This window comes from Phocaeicola sp. RTP21198st1_B8_RTP21198_201120 (assembly GCF_040929485.1).
GTDB classification, from domain to species: Bacteria; Bacteroidota; Bacteroidia; order Bacteroidales; family Bacteroidaceae; genus Phocaeicola; species Phocaeicola dorei.
Genome location: NZ_JBCOCI010000002.1, coordinates 210,357 through 229,245 on the forward strand (window position 1 = coordinate 210,357; position 18,889 = coordinate 229,245).

The 18,889-nt window shown below is 42.2% G+C and carries 13 protein-coding genes; 12 read left to right on the forward strand and 1 reads right to left on the reverse strand.

Annotated elements, in window-relative coordinates:
* Positions 1–32 precede the first annotated feature (32 nt).
* The 3 genes from AB5935_RS02280 (at position 33) to AB5935_RS02290 (ending at position 4,773) form a co-directional block, all read left to right on the forward strand.
* On the forward strand, positions 33–3,236 hold the full coding sequence (locus AB5935_RS02280; RefSeq protein ID WP_007834391.1) for a TonB-dependent receptor: 3,204 nt from the start codon (positions 33–35) through the stop codon (positions 3,234–3,236).
* A gap of 27 nt (positions 3,237–3,263) precedes the next feature.
* Positions 3,264–4,040, forward strand: coding sequence for a glycerophosphodiester phosphodiesterase (locus AB5935_RS02285; protein WP_038608448.1), 777 nt, complete (start codon positions 3,264–3,266; stop codon positions 4,038–4,040).
* Positions 4,041–4,116: 76 nt separating this feature from the next.
* Positions 4,117–4,773: a hypothetical protein gene (locus AB5935_RS02290; RefSeq protein WP_005849819.1), complete on the forward strand. Its 657-nt coding sequence runs from the start codon at positions 4,117–4,119 to the stop codon at positions 4,771–4,773.
* A gap of 64 nt (positions 4,774–4,837) precedes the next feature.
* Here the strand turns inward: AB5935_RS02290 and AB5935_RS02295 are convergent, their stop codons facing one another.
* The gene (locus tag AB5935_RS02295) at positions 4,838–6,103 is read right to left on the reverse strand and encodes a DUF2851 family protein (protein WP_038608451.1); all 1,266 of its coding nucleotides are present in this window, start codon (positions 6,101–6,103) and stop codon (positions 4,838–4,840) included.
* 83 nt (positions 6,104–6,186) lie between these two features.
* On the opposite strand from AB5935_RS02295, the gene dapB reads away from it, so the two are divergent.
* The 9 genes from dapB (at position 6,187) to AB5935_RS02340 (ending at position 18,861) form a co-directional block, all read left to right on the forward strand.
* A complete protein-coding gene (dapB, locus tag AB5935_RS02300) occupies positions 6,187–6,942 on the forward strand; it encodes a 4-hydroxy-tetrahydrodipicolinate reductase (protein ID WP_005849815.1) in 756 nt (251 codons plus the stop codon).
* A 3-nt stretch (positions 6,943–6,945) separates the two neighbouring features.
* Positions 6,946–8,370, forward strand: coding sequence for a signal peptidase I (gene lepB / locus AB5935_RS02305; protein ID WP_007834400.1), 1,425 nt, complete (start codon positions 6,946–6,948; stop codon positions 8,368–8,370).
* Positions 8,371–8,407: 37 nt separating this feature from the next.
* Complete coding sequence (gene lepB, locus AB5935_RS02310; protein WP_008654007.1) at positions 8,408–9,271, forward strand: signal peptidase I; 864 nt, start codon at positions 8,408–8,410, stop codon at positions 9,269–9,271.
* Complete coding sequence (locus tag AB5935_RS02315) at positions 9,271–9,927, forward strand: WbqC family protein (RefSeq protein ID WP_007834402.1); 657 nt, start codon at positions 9,271–9,273, stop codon at positions 9,925–9,927. Before lepB (AB5935_RS02310) ends, AB5935_RS02315 begins: the two co-directional genes overlap by 1 nt.
* A gap of 4 nt (positions 9,928–9,931) precedes the next feature.
* Positions 9,932–10,744, forward strand: a complete 813-nt coding sequence (locus AB5935_RS02320) for an SDR family oxidoreductase (protein ID WP_038608454.1) — start codon at positions 9,932–9,934, stop codon at positions 10,742–10,744.
* A gap of 39 nt (positions 10,745–10,783) precedes the next feature.
* Positions 10,784–11,959: a mannonate dehydratase gene (uxuA, locus tag AB5935_RS02325; protein WP_007834403.1), complete on the forward strand. Its 1,176-nt coding sequence runs from the start codon at positions 10,784–10,786 to the stop codon at positions 11,957–11,959.
* A 215-nt stretch (positions 11,960–12,174) separates the two neighbouring features.
* Complete coding sequence (locus AB5935_RS02330; protein ID WP_007841771.1) at positions 12,175–15,396, forward strand: SusC/RagA family TonB-linked outer membrane protein; 3,222 nt, start codon at positions 12,175–12,177, stop codon at positions 15,394–15,396.
* 4 nt (positions 15,397–15,400) lie between these two features.
* Entirely contained in the window at positions 15,401–17,263 is a 1,863-nt protein-coding gene (locus tag AB5935_RS02335) for a RagB/SusD family nutrient uptake outer membrane protein (protein WP_007847695.1), read from the forward strand.
* 23 nt (positions 17,264–17,286) lie between these two features.
* Entirely contained in the window at positions 17,287–18,861 is a 1,575-nt protein-coding gene (locus tag AB5935_RS02340; protein ID WP_007847692.1) for a sulfatase, read from the forward strand.
* Positions 18,862–18,889: the final 28 nt, after the last annotated feature.

An 18,889-nucleotide genomic window follows, 5' to 3' on the forward strand; every position in this document is an offset into this window, starting at 1 on the left:
ATTATTGTTAAACTGCTATCAATCATTTGAACATGAAAATTCTTATTGAGTCAAAGAGATTTTTGTTGTTATTATGCTTGTCGCTATTCGTTGCGGGCTATGTTTCCGCACAGGATTACCGGGCGATTGTAAAAGGTATTGTGACTGACGAAACCGGAGAGGGGGTTATCGGAGCCACAGTGTTGGTAAAGAACGAATCGACCGGTTTCAGTGCCGGTTCTATCACCAACGAGACGGGAGAGTACATTGTGAAGCAACTCCCTTTGGGTTCACCTTACTCTGTCACCGTCAGCTATGTAGGCTATGGTGATCAGAAAAAGACAGGATATACGCTGAACCAAGGTGATGTGCTCCGTCTGGATTTCCAGTTAAAGGAGGAAAGTGTCGTGATGGAGGCTGTACAGGTGGTGGCTAATTCATTGAAGAATTCTATCGCCACTACGGGGGCCGCTACTTCGGTGACGGCCAATGATCTGAACAAACTGCCGGTGAACGGGCGTAACTTTACTTCGCTCATTGACCTGTCACCATTGAGTACAGGTTCCAGCCTGTCCGGACAGTTGGCTTCTTCTACTAATTATACCATTGATGGCATGAGTGCCAAGGGCCCTACTTCGGGAGGTAGTACAACCAGTCGCAACGGTGTGCCATACGCCATTTCGATGGAGGCTATCCGTGAGTTCAAAGTCGTGACGAATGAATATGATGTGACTAACGGTCGTGCCGGAGGAGGTACTATTAGTACGGTGACCAAATCGGGAACCAACCAATTGACAGGTAGCGCTTTCACTTATCTGCGTTCCGACTGGTTGTCCAGCAAATATGATATCCGGGGCAACAAGCGCTCGAATGATTTCTCTACTTACCAGTTTGGAGCCTCATTGGGCGGTGCATTGGTGAAAGACCGTGCCCACTTCTTTATTTCTTGGGATCATCAGGCTGATTCACGTCCGTTGTATATTGCCGATATTCATAATGCTGCCGATGAAAAGCGTTATAATTTGACTACGGAGACCAGAGACCGCTTTCTGGAAATAGCCCGCAATAAATATGGAGTGTCGGACCATCCTCAGTTCGGGTCTTTTGATAAAAAACAGAATACCGATGCGGTATTTGCTCGTCTGGACTGGCAGATTAATGCTACAAACCTGTTATCGTTTACTGATAATTTTGTGAATGACAATAACAATATGGGCTTGAGCGACAATAGTGCTATCAATCTTTATGAAGTGTATGGTGATGTACATTCGTTGAACAACAGCGCTTTACTGACTTTACGTTCTGTACTGGGACCACGCAGTACCAACGAACTGAAGTTGCAACATCTTTATACATTGGAAAAATCCATGCCGGGCAGTGAACTGCCGGCTGATAATATTCCACGTGCCATTGTGCAACGTGTAGAATCGGAAATAGATGGAAACACGGCGACTACTACCATTCAGCTGGGTGGTCAGCGTTATAGCCCCGAGAATTTCTATAATCACGTACTTCAGTTGGTAGATAATTATTATTATAATACCAATAAGGTAAACTATACATATGGTTTTGATTTGATGTACACGAATCTGAATTCTCGTTACGGTAGTGAGGCCAACGGGCGTTTTTATTTTACCGGACTGGATAATTTCGAGGCATTGAAGCCTTCTCGTTATGTACGTGAAGTGTATTTGGATCCTGACCAAAACAATCAGCGTGTACGCCAAAATATATTGAATGCAGGTATCTATGCCCAGTTGCAGACTAAACTGTTCACAGGATTCGAGCTGATGGCAGGCTTACGTTTGGATAATGCCACTTATTTCAATAAAGGTAATTTCAGCCAACTGGTGTATGATGAATTGGGACTGCGTACAGACAATGGACTCTCTACTTTCCAGATTCAGCCTCGTGTCCAGATTACTTGGGACTTTAATGACAAGCACACGGATATTCTTCGTATTGGCGGGGGAATCTTTGCATCTGATATCAACAACTATGCCATGATTAATAATATGGTATTTGATGGTACGAAAGTGATGTCGGTTGATATCAAGAATACGGAAGAAGAACCGGATATAGTTCCCACTCCCGATTTTATAGGGTATCGGAAAGATCCTTCCACGGCTCCGGGTATTGATTTGCTGAATAATCCCAAATATGCGGACAAGGCTGTACCTACGATCAATATGAATAGCAAGGATGCCAAGGTTCCCGTGGTTTATAAGGCGAATATATCATACACTCACTTCTTCAGTGACCGTTTGAAAATGAGTGTCAGCGGATATATGACTTTGGGACGTAACAACTATATGTATATAGACCGGAACATGGTGGATGATCCTTATTTTCGTCTTTCTGCAGAAGGGAACCGGGGTATTTATGTACCTGCTTCTACTATAGGAAAAGATGGTACTCTTGATTGGATGGAAGGACGTAAAAGTACCAAAGTAGGGCGTGTGCTCGAATTGGTCAGCGAGGGAAAAGTAAATCAGTTCGCTTTCACCGTAGATGGAACATGGCGTTACTATAAAGACGGAGAACTTTCTTTCAGCTATACTTGGAACGATACAAAAGACAATACTTCCTATAATGGTAATGTGGCTAATTCCGCTACTCTTTCCCAAATGGTGGTTGACGATCCCCGTGATTTAAGCAAAATGACTTACTCCAACAATCAGTTCCGTCATAAACTGGTGGTTTATGGTTCGGCGCCTACTTTCTGGGGCATTACCGTAGGTGCTCGCTTTTCCGGCATCGGGGGAACACGTTATTCCATGATTGTGAATGGAAATGTGAACGGTGACTTTGTGGATAGTAATGACCTGGCCTATGTATATGATCCGAATAGCAGCGCTACTCCTGATTATATTCGTGAAGGTATTAATTCTATATTGAACAATCCGGATGCGGAAAAGAGTGTGAAAGATTATATTCGTAAGAGTTTTGGTAAAGTGGCCGAACGTAATGGAGGGGTCAATGGTTTCTATGGCACTTTAGATCTTCGTCTGGCCAAGAAATTCAAGACTTACAAAAAGCAGAATCTGGAAGTGTCTGTTGATATTTTCAATGTGGCCAATATGTTGAATAAAGATTGGGGAGCCGGTCATAATCTGGGAACACAGAAAATTTATAGTATCAAGGGATTTGACAAAGATGCCAAACAATATACTTATAATGTAAATGCCAACACAGGTGTATCCAGTCTGAACGGTACTCCTTTTCAGGTTCAGATAGGTTTGAGATATGGATTCTAATAGATAATGATTAAATAAGAAATAAAGATGAAACTAAGTAAACTAATGATGGCTTTTGCCATGTGTGCTGTTACTTTGACCGGGACTGCCCAGACCAAAGTGATTGCCCACCGCGGATATTGGAAATGTGAAGGTTCTGCCCAAAATTCTATTGCTTCTTTGACAAAGGCTGCAGAGGCAAAGGTGTATGGTTCGGAGTTCGACGTACAACTGACGAAGGACAAGGAAATCGTAGTCAATCATGACGATAGCATTCAGGGAATTTGCATTTTTGATACTCCTTTTGCTGAATTGAAAGATTTGAAATTGAGTAACGGCGAGAAGTTGTCCACTTTGGATGATTATCTGGTAGCGGGTAAGAAACTGACTGGTACTCAGCTGATATTGGAAATCAAGCCTCACAGAACCGAAGAAGCGGAAAATGAAGCGGTAAGAATCATTGTAGATAAAGTGAAAAAGATGCGAATGGAGAAACAGGTGGAATATATTTCATTCAGCATGAACATTTGCGAACAGTTGGTGAAACTGAGTCCGGATTCGGAAATAGCTTATCTGAAAAGTGATGTGGCTCCTAAAGACCTGAAGGCGAAAGGAATTAATGGTATTGATTATTATATCAAGGTATTGGCTGAGAAACCGGAATGGATTGCTGAAGCACATCAGTTGGGTATGAAGGTGAATGTGTGGACAGTCAATGATATGGAGATGGTTCAGAAGATGATTGACCAGCAGGTGGATTATATAACTACTGATTATCCATTGGAAACTGAAAAGCTGATTCGGAAAAATGGAGGAGATTCTTAATAAAAATGTAATTCCTTTCAAATAGGGATGTAATAGGAACACAATACATTTGCACTGTAATTTAAAAAAGGATAATATGAAAGCTGGTTTATTAAAGAAAATCTCATTGGCTTTGGGATTGGTATTATGGGTGACAGGTTCTGTATGTGCATCGCCTGCTGACGAAGAAGGTGCTAACAAGGCTAATAACAATCTGGTAAAGGTTCTTGTTATAGGACTTCACGACAATGTGGAATCCAACTATTTTCCCGGCAGTATGATTACTGAGGAAACTGGAATACCGACTGATAGCATAGATTATACTTATAATCAGATTATAGCAAAGAATATTATTGCATCCAATAAGAATAAGAAATACCAGTTCGTTACTCCGGAAAAGGCGGCGGCCATCAGCAGTTTGTTGGATAAAATCAGACTGGAAGGTGAAGAAGAGGAGAGGTATGCGGATCTTAGTCAGGTGGATGATAATCGGTATGAACAGCTGATAAAGGATACTGATTCGGATTATGTATTATTTTTGAATCAGCATTATTTGAAATGGCAGGAAAAGCCTTTGCGTACTTTGTTTCATATCACCAGTTATTCTTTGTTTGATAAGAATCAGAAGGAAGTAACCCGAGGTAATAACTATTTTACCAGCATGAATTTGGAAAGTAAAGATAAGTTGAGTAAGGATAGTCGGAAAAGTTCTTCAAAGATAGTTTCCACTATTGTAAAAAGCTTGTCAAAGTGATGTCGTTATTCAGAAAATTATAAGAACAGGTGGGGCTGAAGTTCAAGACTTCAGTCCCCTTTTTCTATTTTCTTTTCAGATATTCGTACCCTATCCGGCAATACAGGCATTTTTTCTTATCGCAATATTCTTTCTTTAATTGTATCAAAGCTTGGCTGTCGGCGGCATTGGAAGCTTTCATTCCGTATTGTTCCCACATGCGGGTGATATAATTGTTCTCCGCTTTCAATTCTTCCAGAAAACTGCCGGCACGTGCACAAAGTACAGGATTTCCTTTATGCAGTCCGTAAGCATAGAGAAATGTCACTACCGTGTTGATAATGAGTAAATCCAGTGAGGTGTTACTTAGAGCCTTCGGACGGGAAGGGGAAGAACCGCCAAATGTATAATGAGTGAGCCAGTATTCTGAAGTTCCTCCTTTCAGAATATCTCTGACACCTTGTAGTGTCTCCGTTTCCATGATGCGAGAGAGTAGTCCGTAGGCACGATGATAAAGACATGCTAACTGTGCAATCCGTATATGCGGAAAATTAGTAGGACGTAGCCGGAGAAAACGCCATAGGGAAGTATTCATCGGGATAAGTTCGAATTTGTGCTGTAGATAGATGTATTCTTTTTTTAGCCGGAGATAGTATCCGTCTCCATCAGAATCTTCCAGAATGCCGGCTTGTCCAAAGAAGATGGCTTCTATCTGGAAAAGGTCGTTCCGATGTTTGTCTACCGCCCGGAAGGGAAGCTGATGAGCCCAGGTTTCGAAAGCGTCTCCGTTCAGCCCGAAACCGAAATTACGTGCCAGTGTGATAAAAAAAGCGTCTTCCCAATTGCCTTGACAACGTTTTAACCGTTCATTCAATAAGGTCGCTTTTTGCTCGAATCTTTCCATCTGTAAGGCGGACATCCATGAGTGGGCGGTGAAAGGGGAGAGCGAAGGAATGATGCGGTAACAAGGAGGGTAGCTGTCTGTTTCCAACAGTTCCTTGTAGTTGGTGCGGACCGCTTCCGGGCAGATGAGTTGTATTTGGGGGATTCTTTCTCCATTGCTCCTGCTGATTTCCATATCTATTTCGGAGGCTATATGCAGAATGACAGAGTTGTAACCGGCATCTGCATGATGTCCGTGTTTGAACCAGTCTGAAGATCTTTCATGTATCTCGATATTACCTATCCAAAGTACACCGTCCAGCTTGAGCTTGGCATTAAAAAAACCGGGACCGGCGTCGGTATTCGCCAGTCCCGTATCTATAACTTCCACTTGTTGGCCGGTTGTTGTTTTCAGTTCTTTGAGAGAAAATATTTTATGTTTCCATACATAGTGTAATAGTTGTTCCATGTTAATGAGGTGTAAATGTTTGGCAAATGTAATGGTTTACAACGAAAAACGCTATCTTTGTGGCTGAAATAACATTCGTAATTATGAAAATAGCATTAATAGGATATGGAAAGATGGGCAAGGAGATTGAAAAGGTTGCAGTTGCCCGCGGACATGAAATTGTGAGTATTATAGATGTTGATAATCAAGATGATTTTAATTCGGAAGCATTTAAATCAGCAGATGTGGCTATTGAGTTTACTAACCCGATGGTGGCATATGACAACTATATGAAAACTTTTGCTGCCGGTGTCAAATTGGTATCGGGCAGTACCGGATGGATGGACAAACATGGTGATGAGGTGAAAGAATTATGCACGAAAGGTGGAAAGACCTTGTTCTGGTCGTCTAACTTCAGTCTGGGGGTCGCTATTTTCTCTGCTGTAAATAAATACTTGGCAAAAATAATGAATAACTTTCCCGCTTACGAGGTTTCTATGACCGAAACTCATCATATTCATAAACTGGATGCGCCCAGCGGAACAGCCATCACGCTGGCCGAAGGGATTCTGGAAAATATGAACCGCAAGAGTAAATGGGTGAAAGGGACCATGGTGGCACCGGATGGAACCGTGTCGGGAACATCGGAATGTGCCGAGAATGAGTTTCCTGTAAATTCCATCCGTGAAGGGGAGGTGTTTGGTATTCATACTATCCGCTATGACTCTGAGGCGGATAGCATCTCAATTACCCATGATGCCAAGAATCGGAAGGGGTTTGCCTTGGGAGCTGTTTTGGCGGCGGAATATACATCCAGGCATGAAGGATTATTAGGAATGAGTGATTTATTTCAGTTTTAAGATATGATAAAAGCAACACGTACACAGTGGATTAAGTTTGCCGTTGTTCTGGCGCTTTACCTGATATTTCTTGTTTGGTTGAGAAGCTGGCTGGGATTGGTGGTTGTACCGTTTATCTTCGATGCGTATATCACAAAGAAGATTCCATGGACTTGGTGGAGAAAGTCCAAGAACCGTCATGTAGTGACCGTCATGGGATGGGTGGATGCTATTGTATTCGCACTGGTGGCAGTATACTTTGTCAACCTCTATTTCTTCCAGAACTATGTGATTCCTTCTTCCTCGCTGGAAAAATCATTGCTGACGGGTGATTATCTGTTTGTGAGCAAAATGAGTTATGGGCCCCGTGTGCCCCAGACTCCGCTGCACATGCCGTTGGCGCAACACACATTGCCGTTTTTTAATTGTAAATCATACCTTGAGCATCCACAATGGGATTATAAACGGGTGAAAGGTTTGGGGGACGTACAGTTGAATGATATCGTTGTCTTTAACTTTCCGGCCGGAGATACAGTTGCCACTGGTGTGCCTAATGATGATGTTTATCGTCTGAGTTATGGAGCAGGCAAGGAGCTGGCAAAACCGGTGGATTTGGCTTCCATGACTCCGGAGCAGCAACGGGTGGTCTATGATTATTATTATCAGTTGGGACGGGAGTATCTGAAAGAGAATCCACAGAATTTCGGTGAGATAATAAGCCGTCCGGTAGACCGCCGTGAGAACTATGTGAAGCGATGTGTGGGTTTGCCCGGACAAACGTTGGAGATAAAGGATCGTATTATTTATTTGGATGGTAAAGCTAATAAAGAGCCTGATAATGTGCAGTATCGTTATCTGGTGAAAACCAAGCGTCCTATTCCCGATGACCTGGCTCATGAACTGGGTATCAGCAAGGAGGATATGATGATGTATTATACGGATGCTTCTGTTTATAATATGCCTCTGACAGAAAAAGCGAAAGCAGGTTTGTTGGCGCGTAAGGATATTGTTGTCAGTATTGAGAATACACCGGCTGATGATGCGGGAGGCTTATACCCGCTGAATATGTATAAGAACTGGACTACGGATAACTACGGACCTGTATGGATTCCCAAAAAGGGAGAGACGGTGAAACTCACGCTAGAGAATCTTCCTGTTTATGAGCGCCCTATTCATGCTTACGAGGGTAATGAACTGGCAGTGAAAGATGGAAAGATTTATATTAACGGCAAGGAAACCGATGAGTATACTTTCAAGATGGATTATTACTGGATGATGGGAGATAACCGTCATAATTCGGCTGACTCCCGTTTTTGGGGATTTGTTCCCGAAGATCATGTGGTGGGAAAACCCATCTTTATCTGGTTGTCATTGGATAATGACCGTGGCTGGCTAGATGGAAAAATACGTTGGAACCGATTGTTTACCTTTGTAGATAATATTAAATAAGTTGCGCATACCCTGTATTCCTGTATGGATAAAAGCAATGCTTACTGCTGTCATTCTGGTACTGTTGGTAAAGACATTTGCTTTCACCTCCTGCACCATTCCCTCTACCGGTATGGAGAATAGCCTTTATCAAGGGGAAAGGGTTCTGGTGAATAAGTGGAGTTATGGGTTTCGTGTGCCTTTTTCTATCTGGCGATGGTTGGGAAAAACTGCCGGGAAGGGGGATATTGTGTTGTTCAACAACCCTAATCCACGGTTTCCTCAAACGTCGGTGGGCAACCGGGAGGTGTTTATAAGCCGTGTGGTAGGAATACCCGGAGATACGTTGATGTTGAATGATGAACTGTGGGTGACTGACGAACAAGTGTTGAGCCCGGATAGTAAATCTTTGTATGTCTATTCTCATACGGAAGAAGAAACGATGCAGGCTGCCATGCAGCAAGTGAACATTCAGGGAAACAGGTTAGTGGGATATGCCGAGGGGAAGTACATACGTACCTTCAGTCATTATGAATATTACCTGTTAAAACAAAAACTGGCAGGAAAAGTGGATTTGATTCCTCTCTATCATAAAGATATAAGCAAGAGCCATCCCTTTGTGATCCCGGAAAAAGGGAAACCTGTCAAGGTATATCCTTGGAATGTGACCTTGTTGTGTAATACTATTGTTCGCCATGAAGGAAGAGTGGCTTCTGTCAGGGGAGATACCCTGTATGTAGGGGGAAAACCTGTAGAAGCCTATACATTTAATAAAAATTATTACTGGATGGCATCCAATAATCCGGTGAATTTGTGTGATTCACGTTTATTTGGTTTGGTGCCCGATGACCATTTGATCGGTAAAGCTTGGCGCATTTGGTTTTCATCCAGAAAAGGGCGCATTTTTCAACGAGTGCAATAATGGAGAATACGATATATTTAAGTTCGGCCTATCTGGCCCCGGTGGAATATTATACAAAACTGTTCGCCTGTGAGAAGGCCTATGTGGAACAGTATGACAATTATGTGAAACAGACTTATCGCAACCGTTGTGTCATTGCGGCAGCCGATGGTCCGCTGGCGCTGACTATCCCTACAGAAAAAAGCGGTACACCTAAATGCCTGATGAAGGATGTCCGCATTTCGGATCATGGCAATTGGCGTCATATACATTGGAATGCTTTGGTGGCTGCATATAGAAATAGTCCTTTCTTTGAGTACTATGCTGATGATTTCCACGTCTTTTATGAAAAGAAATATGCCTTCTTGTGGGATTATAATCAGGAAATTTGTTCTTTAGTATGCGATTTGATCGATATTCATCCCCGTATGGAAGGAACAACGGAATATTGCATGGAATTTGTTCCGGGCGAGGTTGATTTTCGTGAGATTATTCATCCGAAGCGTGACTGGCGTGAAGCGGATGCTGACTTTTGCCCTAAACCTTACTATCAAGTTTTTGATGCCAAATACGGTTTTCTGCCGAATTTGAGTATCGCCGATCTTTTGTTTAATATGGGGCCGGAGAGCCTGATTGTTTTGCGAGATAGTGTTAAAGGTATAAACCATAAAGAATAATATCATGAATAATTTGTTTAGTGTAAAAGACCAGGTGGTGGTAATCACCGGTGGAACAGGGGTTTTGGGAAAGGCTATTGCCGCCCATTTGGCAGAAGAAGGTGCCAAGGTTGTTATATTAGGCCGTAAGGCAGAAATAGGAAATGCCATTGTAAACGAAATCAAGGCCAAAGGCGGGGAAGCCATGTTTCTTGTAACCAATGTGTTGGATGAGGCTATATTGGAGCAGAATCTGAAGGATATTCTCGCAGCATATGGTCGTGTAGATGCATTGCTGAATGCAGCAGGAGGTAATATGCCGGGTGCTACGATTGCTCCTACAGGAAATTTCTTTGATTTGAAGGTCGATGAGTTTCAAAAAGTGCTTAATCTGAATCTTACCGGAACAGTTCTGCCTACACAGGTATTTTTGAAGCCGATGGTGGAGCAGAAGAAAGGGGCTATTGTGAATTTCTCTTCTATGGCGGCATTCCGTCCGATGACTCGTGTATGTGGTTATGCGGCTGCAAAAGCGGGAATCTCTAATTTCACTGCGTTCATGGCCAATGAAGTGGCTACGAAATTTGGTGAAGGCATCCGCGTGAATGCCATTGCTCCGGGATTCTTCCTGACCGAACAGAACCGTACTTTGTTGACAAACGAAGATGGTACATATACTCAGCGTGGTAATGATGTGATTCGCCAGACTCCGTTCAAACGTTTCGGTAAAGCAGAGGAACTGTGTGGAACCATCCAGTATCTCATCAGCGATGCCAGCAGTTTTGTAACCGGTACAGTAGCCGTAGTAGATGGTGGTTTCAATGCATTTGCCATGTAACAAGTCTTTAGTTTTTAATTCTCAATTTTTTTATTTGATATGATTTTATGTGAGCAAACATGGCGCTGGTACGGACCGAATGATCCCGTATCATTGTGGGATATCAAACAAGCCGGAGCAACCGGTATTGTCAATGCCTTACATCATATTCCCAACGGTGAAGTATGGACAGTAGAGGAAATAATGAAGCGCAAGAAATTGATTGAAGAAGCAGGATTAACTTGGAGTGTCGTAGAGTCCGTGCCCGTACACGAACATGTTAAGACACAGACAGGAGACTATCTGAGATATATCGAGAACTATAAACAGAGTTTGCGCAATCTGGCAGCATGTGGTATCTATATTGTGACTTATAACTTCATGCCTGTACTGGATTGGACCCGTACGGACCTGGCATATACGTTGCCCGATGGTTCCAAGGCATTGCGTTTTGAGCGGGCTGCTTTTGTAGCGTTCGATCTGTTCATCTTGAAACGTCCGGGAGCCGAAAAGGAATACTCGGCCGAAGAGATAGAAAAGGCAAAAGCGCGTCTGGCACAAATGGATGAGGAAGAAATTCATCGTCTGACACGAAATATGATTGCAGGATTGCCCGGTTCGGAGGAAAGTTTTACATTGGAGCAATTCCAAAAAGAACTGGACCGTTACAAGGATATTGATGCGGACAAGCTCCGCAATAATTTGATTTTCTTCTTGAAAGAAATTTGTCCGGTAGCCGATGAAATGGGAGTAAAGCTGGTTATTCATCCGGATGATCCGCCTATGTCTATTCTGGGCTTGCCGCGCATTATGAGTACGGAAGCGGATTTCAAGCTGTTGGTGGAAGCTGTACCTAATCCGTCAAACGGACTTTGTCTGTGCTGTGGTTCATTTGGCGTATCTGCACAGAATGATTTGCCGGGTATCATGGAACGTTGGGGAGACCGTATCAATTTTGTTCATTTGCGCAGTACCCAACGTGATGCTGAAGGGAACTTTTATGAGGCAAATCATCTAGAGGGTGATGTGGACATGTATCATGTAGTTAAGAACTTGTTGAAAGTGCAGCAACGTCGTGGAATATCTATTCCTATGCGTCCGGATCATGGCCATCAGATGATAGATGATTTGAACAAGAAAACAAATCCGGGTTATTCTTGTTTGGGACGTATGCGTGGCCTTGCCGAGCTTCGTGGCTTAGAAAAAGGAATAGCGATGAGTATGGAAACAAAATAATCTTTTTTTTAACATATAGAAAGAAGGCCTGAATGTCTTCCGGTGATGAGGTATATCCGGAAGTATTCAGGTCTTCTTTTTGTCTAAGAGGTAGATAATGAGGACTATTCTAGACAAATATAGAGATTAATTAGACAAATAAAGAGGTGCAGGCAAGGGGAGGAGGTTTATATTTGCAACAGATTTAATCTAATTAACCCTTAAATTCTTTTATTATGAATAAAAAAACAAAACTGCTTTCAATCCTTGGATTGGTGACAGCTATCCTGTTTTTGTTCTCATCGGAGGTGTTGGCCCAATCCTTATCTATCAGTGGTAAGGTAATTGACAAAAACAGTCAGGAGCCTGTAATTGGGGCCAGTGTTTTAATTGAAGGAACCTCAAACGGTACAATAACCGATTTGGATGGTAACTTTATGCTTTCTAATGTTCCTTCCAAAGGAAGTTTAGTTGTGTCTTACATTGGTTATGCTACACAAACTCTTCCTATTAATGGGAGGACTAGTTTCAGTGTTGTATTGGCTGAGGATACCGAAACGTTGGATGAAGTTGTTGTAATAGGTTATGGCGTACAGAAAAAAGTGAATCTTACCGGATCTGTGTCTTCAGTGAAAGGAGATGCATTGGAACGTCGTCCGGTAGCTGATGCCACACAGAGTTTGCAAGGGATGGTTCCGGGGTTGTTGGTGAGCAACTCAAATACGGGCCGTCCGGGAGCTAGTGGTACATTGACTTTGCGCGGACAAGGCAATCTGGATAATAATGCGAATCCTTATATTTTGGTTGATGGAGTGGAAATGAGTCTCTCGGACGTGAATCCGAATGATATTGAAAGTATTTCTGTATTGAAAGATGCTGCTGCTTGTGCCATTTATGGTGCACGTGCGGCGTATGGTGTCATTTTGGTCACTACCAAGAAAGGTGAGGAAGGTAAAATGCGTGTAAATTACCAAGGAAACGTAGGTTGGAGTACGCCGACTGTATTGCCTGATATGGTTGATTCCTATGAATTTGCTCAGTATTGGAATGCCGGATGTATTAATGCAGGTTCTCCTCGTTTGTATAGTGAGGAAAAAATGGGGTTATTACAGCAATATATTAAAGATCCCAGTAGTGTGGATCCTTGGTTCGAGCTTCCTAAAAATTCTAATATGAACCCGGCATTCGAAAATTCAGAATTAGGAGTAGGAAATACTAATTATTTCGATTTGCATTATAAGGATTGGGCATTCAAGCAAAATCATAATCTTAGCTTGAGTGGGGGTGGCAAAAAAGCACAATATTATATTTCTGGTGGTTATTATTCGGAAGATGGTATTCTCCGTTATGCCGATATGGATTTCAGCCGTTATAATTTTGCCGCTAATATTTCTTCTCAGATTACCGATTGGATGAAGGTAAAAGTAAATACGAAGTTTATGCATTCCGATGAGGATACTCCTTTTGGTGACGGAGGGCTTAGTGAAGGCTTTTATCATTCATTAGCACGTTTCCGTCCTACAGTTGCTCCTATTGATCCGAATGGGCATTTTACAGAACTGACTATGATTCCTTATTTGCAGAGTGGTACGTATACAAATACTCAACGTGACCGTTTTAGTTTAACGGCAGGTTTAGATATCCAACCTGTGAAAAACTGGTTTATCTTTTTTGATTATACATATAAATTGATGGATTTGGAATATGAGGCATTGAACGTGAGCCCGTTAATTTATGGGGCTGACGGGGTGAGTACTTCAAAAGGTGTGCGTGATGAGTTGGGTGTATCACCCGATGGCAAGTTTACCCGTTATTATGCGCATACTCGCTACCAATCTATAAATTTATATTCGAATTATCTCTTTACTTTGGGAGACAAGCATAATTTTACCGTAATGGCAGGTTATCAGGAAGAAAATAATGACTATAGTTATATGAAGAACTCGATTACCGGACTTTATTCAACTTCAAATCCTAATGTAGGTATGGGAACCGGTGATAAGACGGTAGTCGATACTCGTAATGGCTGGGCAACCCGTGGCTTTTTCGGACGTGTGAATTATGATTATGACGGACGTTATCTTCTTGAATTGAATGGACGATATGATGGATCGTCACGTTTTGCCAAAGGTAATCGTTGGGGCTTCTTTCCATCTGCATCTTTAGGATGGAATATTACCCGGGAACAGTTTATGATGCCAATAGCCGATGTAGTTTCCAACTTGAAACTTCGTGCTTCTTACGGATTACTGGGTAATCAGGCGGGTGCGGCCCTTTATACTTTTGCCGCTACTATGGATTTGAATGATAAATTGGGAAATTATATATTCTCTGATGGACGCCACATCTTTACTAAGGCCCCTGCCGTAGTCAACCCGAATACGACTTGGGAAAAAGTGGAGAGTAAGAATATAGGTTTGGATTTCGGTTTCTTTGGTAATTCGTTGACCGGTTCTTTTGATGTTTTTCAACGTGATACGAAGGATATGTTAGGACCTACGGTGGATTTCCCGGATTTCTTTGGTGCAGACGCTCCTAAAACCAATAATGCCCGTATGCGTAACCGTGGTTGGGAATTGGTGCTGAGTTATCGTGGAAAAATTGGAAAGGATATTGACTATAGCATAGGCGGTTCTCTTTCGGATGCTACTGCTGAAGTAACTGAATATGAAGGGACTAGAACAAATCCTAAAGATAATTGGTATAAAGGAAAGAAAGCTGGTGAAATTTGGGGATATCGGGCGGACGGACTGATCCAGACTCAGGCAGAGGCGGATGAGTATAATAATACCTATGATTTGTCTTTTATAAGCGGTAAACCTTGGACGCCGGGAGATGTAAAATATCGTGACCTGAATGGGGATAAGAAAATCAATAATGGGCTTAATACCTTGGATGATATGGGTGATATGACAGTAATCGGTAATACCACTCCTCGTTATCAATATACCATTAACGGTTCAATTAGCTGGAAAGGTGTAACCGTAAGCGCTATGTTCCAAGGGGTCGCTAAGCGGGACTGGGATCCTGGTACGGGAGCTTATTTTTGGGGAAGCGGACCTTATGCGCAGGTGACGGTGTTTAAAGAGCATTTGGATTATTGGAGTGAGACAAATACAGGGGCTTATTATCCAAAACCTTATATTCATACAGCAGGAGGAGTGGTTCCTTTCCGTAATAAGACAATGACGCTTAGTGACCGTTATCTCCAGAGTGGTGCTTATTGTCGTCTGAAAAATCTGACAGTGAGTTATGATATCCCTGCCGTATGGACAAAAAAGGTAGGTTTACAGAAAGTGCAGGTGTTTTTCTCTGGTGAGAATTTGTTGACTTTTACCACTTTGAAAGGAATGTTTGACCCGGAAGCTATCTTTACCAAGAATGATTACACGGCTGAAGGTGGAAAGAACTATCCTATGAACAAGGTGATATCTTTTGGTCTAGTTGTTAACTTATAATTTGATGAATATTATGAAGAAAAGAAATATATTTTTGGGTCTGGTTTTGATGTTAGGTCTTACCGGTTGCTATGATTTGGATAAGATGCCTGAAGGGGTATTGTCTACGACGATTCCTTTTGCAAGTACGGGGGAAATGAGAAATTATCTGGATCAATTCTATCAGACAGGTAATTATAAATATGACTATGTCAGCTTTGGTGATGGAATGCGTGCGCAAGGTTTTGATGCCGGTGGTGGACAATATATTGCCGGGGCAGATACACATAGTGATAATATGGCTTCCAGTTCGGTCAGTACCCGTTTGGCAGGTGAAACGACATTGAGTAGTGCGGTCAAACTGCAAAATTATACAGCTATCCGTAATTTAAATTTTATGCTGTGTAATTTAGATAATTGTGTGGAAAAAGGATCTGCTGATTATAATCAGTATGTGGGTGAGGCTTATTATTTCCGCGCATGGTATTATTATCAGATGTTTATCAGCTATGGGCGCCTGACGTGGGTGAACACTCCGCTTGATCCTAATATGGAAGAAATGAAATTGCCTCGTGCTAACCGCACGATTATTGCCGACAGTATTTTGGCTGATCTGGATAAAGCGGTGATGTATCTCAATACTCAGAACAATAGTGCTACCATGCGGATTCATAAAGATGTGGCGCGTGCTTTGAAAAGTGAAGTGGCCTTGTTTGAAGGAACTTGGGAAAAATACCATAAAGCGAAAAATGATAAGTTTTTTGATTCTACGGTGACCGATGAAAAAATTCGCGATTATTTTAATCAGGCTGTTGCAGCTGCAAAAGAAGTGATGGATCGTGGCGTATGGGCCATTTATAATACTGGTAACAAATTGGATGATTATCGTCAGATGTTTCAGACTACAGATTTATCGGGTAATCCGGAAGTACTTTGGTATAAACAGTATGATGGAGATCAGATTGGTAATAATGTAAACCGTTACTTAAATCAAGGAGGAGGGAGTGTAGGTGTTACGGCTTCATTAGTGGATGATTATCTGACAATTGATGGTAAACCGTTTGTTGGTGATGAGCGGATTGAAGCGAAAAAGGTGTTCGGGAATGAATTGCAGCCGACTTTGCGTGATCCGCGTTTGTCACAGACTGTTTGTATGCCGGGGCAGCAATTACGTCCGGATGACAAGGCTCCTTATTATGTTGTACCGCCATTGATTGGTACTTCATCCTATAATCAGAATATGACTGGTTATTCTTTATTAAAACATGTGCAAATTGATTATACGGGCAGTCTGGATGCCGAGTTCAAGGGAGCCACACCGGCTATTCAGTTCCGTTATGCAGATATCCTGCTGAATTATGCAGAAGCTCTGGCTGAACTGGATGGTGTGGGGAATGCGCAGAAAATTATTGATGCCTTGCAACCTTTACGTGACCGTGTAGGTATGCCTCCGGTGGATTTTGACAGGGAGTATAATCAGGAAGCTGATTATGGTTTCCGCAATCTTGATAAGTATATTCAGGCTGTACGTCGTGAACGCCGGGTTGAAAAAGCCTGTGAAGGACGCCGTCAGGAAGATATCATGCGCTGGGCTGCTGCGGACGAATTAATAGTGGGCAAATGGCCGAAAGGTGCGCTCTTTGTGGGAAGTAATCTTGAGAACCATCCTGTATATGGTGATAAGTTAATTTATGATCAAGCTTCGGGAAATAATCTTTTCCTGACAGGCAAGTCCGGGGATCCGTTGCGCTATATTATACCTACGAATCCCGCAGGATATGAATCGGGTTGGAAATTTAATGTCAACCGTGACTATCTGTTACCCATTCAGACACGTATGTTAGGAGATTTGACCGGTGGTATGTGGGAACAAAATCCTGGATGGTAGGAATTATGTTAATAAAAAAAGATATGAGTAGAGTAACACCTGTGTTATTATATTCTTTGACGGGAGCAGTGGTGTTGTCATCGCTGTCTTCCTGCAAAGAAAAGAAATCTGAAGAGGTAAAAAAAACGATGAATGTAGTCTATATCATGTGTGACGACCATTCTTATCAGACGATCAGTGCCTATGACCAACGTTATATGCAGACGCCCAATATTGACCGGATAGCCAGTGAGGGTGTCCGTTTCACAAACAGCTTTGTAGCAAACTCTCTGAGTGGTCCCAGCCGTGCCTGCATGCTGACCGGTAAACATAGTCATGCCAATGGATTTACGGATAATACCATCACATTTGACGGTAGTCAGCAGACTTTTCCGAAATTGCTTCAGGCTAATGGCTATCAGACTGCTATGATCGGTAAATGGCATCTGGTATCTGAACCTACAGGATTCGATTATTGGGACATCTTGATAGGACAAGGAGATTATTATAATCCGAAATTTATTAAAAATGGTGAACGGGTACAACGGGAAGGTTATGCTACCAATATTGTGACAGATTTAGCAATAAATTGGATGGACAGTATCCGGGACAAGAGTAAACCATTCTGTCTTTTTATTCATCATAAGGCTCCTCATCGTACCTGGATGCCCGATCTTTGTGATCTTGACTTGTATGATGATGTGATTTATCCGATGCCCGAAAACTTCTATGATAAATATGAAGGTAGAATTCCTGCATCCAAGCAGGAAATGAGTATTATAAAGGATATGGATTTGGTGTATGACCTGAAAATGGCGGATAAGGAGAATGAGATCCATACCACGACAGGACTGGAAGAAGCGGGCAGAAATATGTATAATGCTCTGAACCCGGAACAGAAGGCTGCTTGGGATAAGCACTATGATCCTATCATTGCCAGATTCAAAAAGGATAAACTGACGGGTAAAGCCTTGGCGGAATGGAAATATCAGCAATATATGCATGATTATATGCGAGTTATTCATTCTGTAGACCGTAATGTGGGGCGTGTCTTGAAATATCTGGAAGAAAATGGATTGATGGGGAATACGATGATTGTCTATACTTCCGATCAGGGCTTCTATATGGGGGAACATGGTTGGTTTGACAAACGTTTTATGTATGAAGAATCTTTCCGTACTCCTCTGATGGTCCGTTTGCCGGGTGGAAAGAAAGGTGATATTGATGAAATGGTACAGAATATTGATTATGGCCCTACTATATTGGACCTTGCAGGAGTGAAGGTGCCATCGGATATGCACGGAGTTTCTTTCCTGCCTTTACTGAAAGGAGAGAAAGTTTCCGATTGGCGTAAGTCATTGTATTATCATTTTTATGAATACCCGGCTGAACATGCTGTCCGCCGTCATTATGGTGTACGTACAGATCGTTATAAATTGATGCATTTTTATAATGACATAGACTGTTGGGAACTATATGATTTACAGGAAGATCGTATGGAAATGCATAATATCTACGGACAACCCGGAACGGAAAAATTAACAAAAGAACTGAAAGACGAATTGTTGCGTCTTCAAGTGCAGTATGATGATCCTATCCGGAATATATACAAAGACTGACAACCTAATCTAACCTAAATTTAACATA

Coding starts and splice junctions, on each gene's coding strand:
- AB5935_RS02280 (WP_007834391.1), top strand. CDS start 33: ATGAAAATTCTTATTGAGTCAAAGAGATTTTTGTTGTTATTATGCTTG.
- AB5935_RS02285 (WP_038608448.1), top strand. CDS start 3,264: ATGAAACTAAGTAAACTAATGATGGCTTTTGCCATGTGTGCTGTTACT.
- AB5935_RS02290 (WP_005849819.1), top strand. CDS start 4,117: ATGAAAGCTGGTTTATTAAAGAAAATCTCATTGGCTTTGGGATTGGTA.
- AB5935_RS02295 (WP_038608451.1), bottom strand. CDS start 6,103: ATGGAACAACTATTACACTATGTATGGAAACATAAAATATTTTCTCTC.
- dapB (WP_005849815.1), top strand. CDS start 6,187: ATGAAAATAGCATTAATAGGATATGGAAAGATGGGCAAGGAGATTGAA.
- lepB (WP_007834400.1), top strand. CDS start 6,946: ATGATAAAAGCAACACGTACACAGTGGATTAAGTTTGCCGTTGTTCTG.
- lepB (WP_008654007.1), top strand. CDS start 8,408: ATGCTTACTGCTGTCATTCTGGTACTGTTGGTAAAGACATTTGCTTTC.
- AB5935_RS02315 (WP_007834402.1), top strand. CDS start 9,271: ATGGAGAATACGATATATTTAAGTTCGGCCTATCTGGCCCCGGTGGAA.
- AB5935_RS02320 (WP_038608454.1), top strand. CDS start 9,932: ATGAATAATTTGTTTAGTGTAAAAGACCAGGTGGTGGTAATCACCGGT.
- uxuA (WP_007834403.1), top strand. CDS start 10,784: ATGATTTTATGTGAGCAAACATGGCGCTGGTACGGACCGAATGATCCC.
- AB5935_RS02330 (WP_007841771.1), top strand. CDS start 12,175: ATGAATAAAAAAACAAAACTGCTTTCAATCCTTGGATTGGTGACAGCT.
- AB5935_RS02335 (WP_007847695.1), top strand. CDS start 15,401: ATGAATATTATGAAGAAAAGAAATATATTTTTGGGTCTGGTTTTGATG.
- AB5935_RS02340 (WP_007847692.1), top strand. CDS start 17,287: ATGAGTAGAGTAACACCTGTGTTATTATATTCTTTGACGGGAGCAGTG.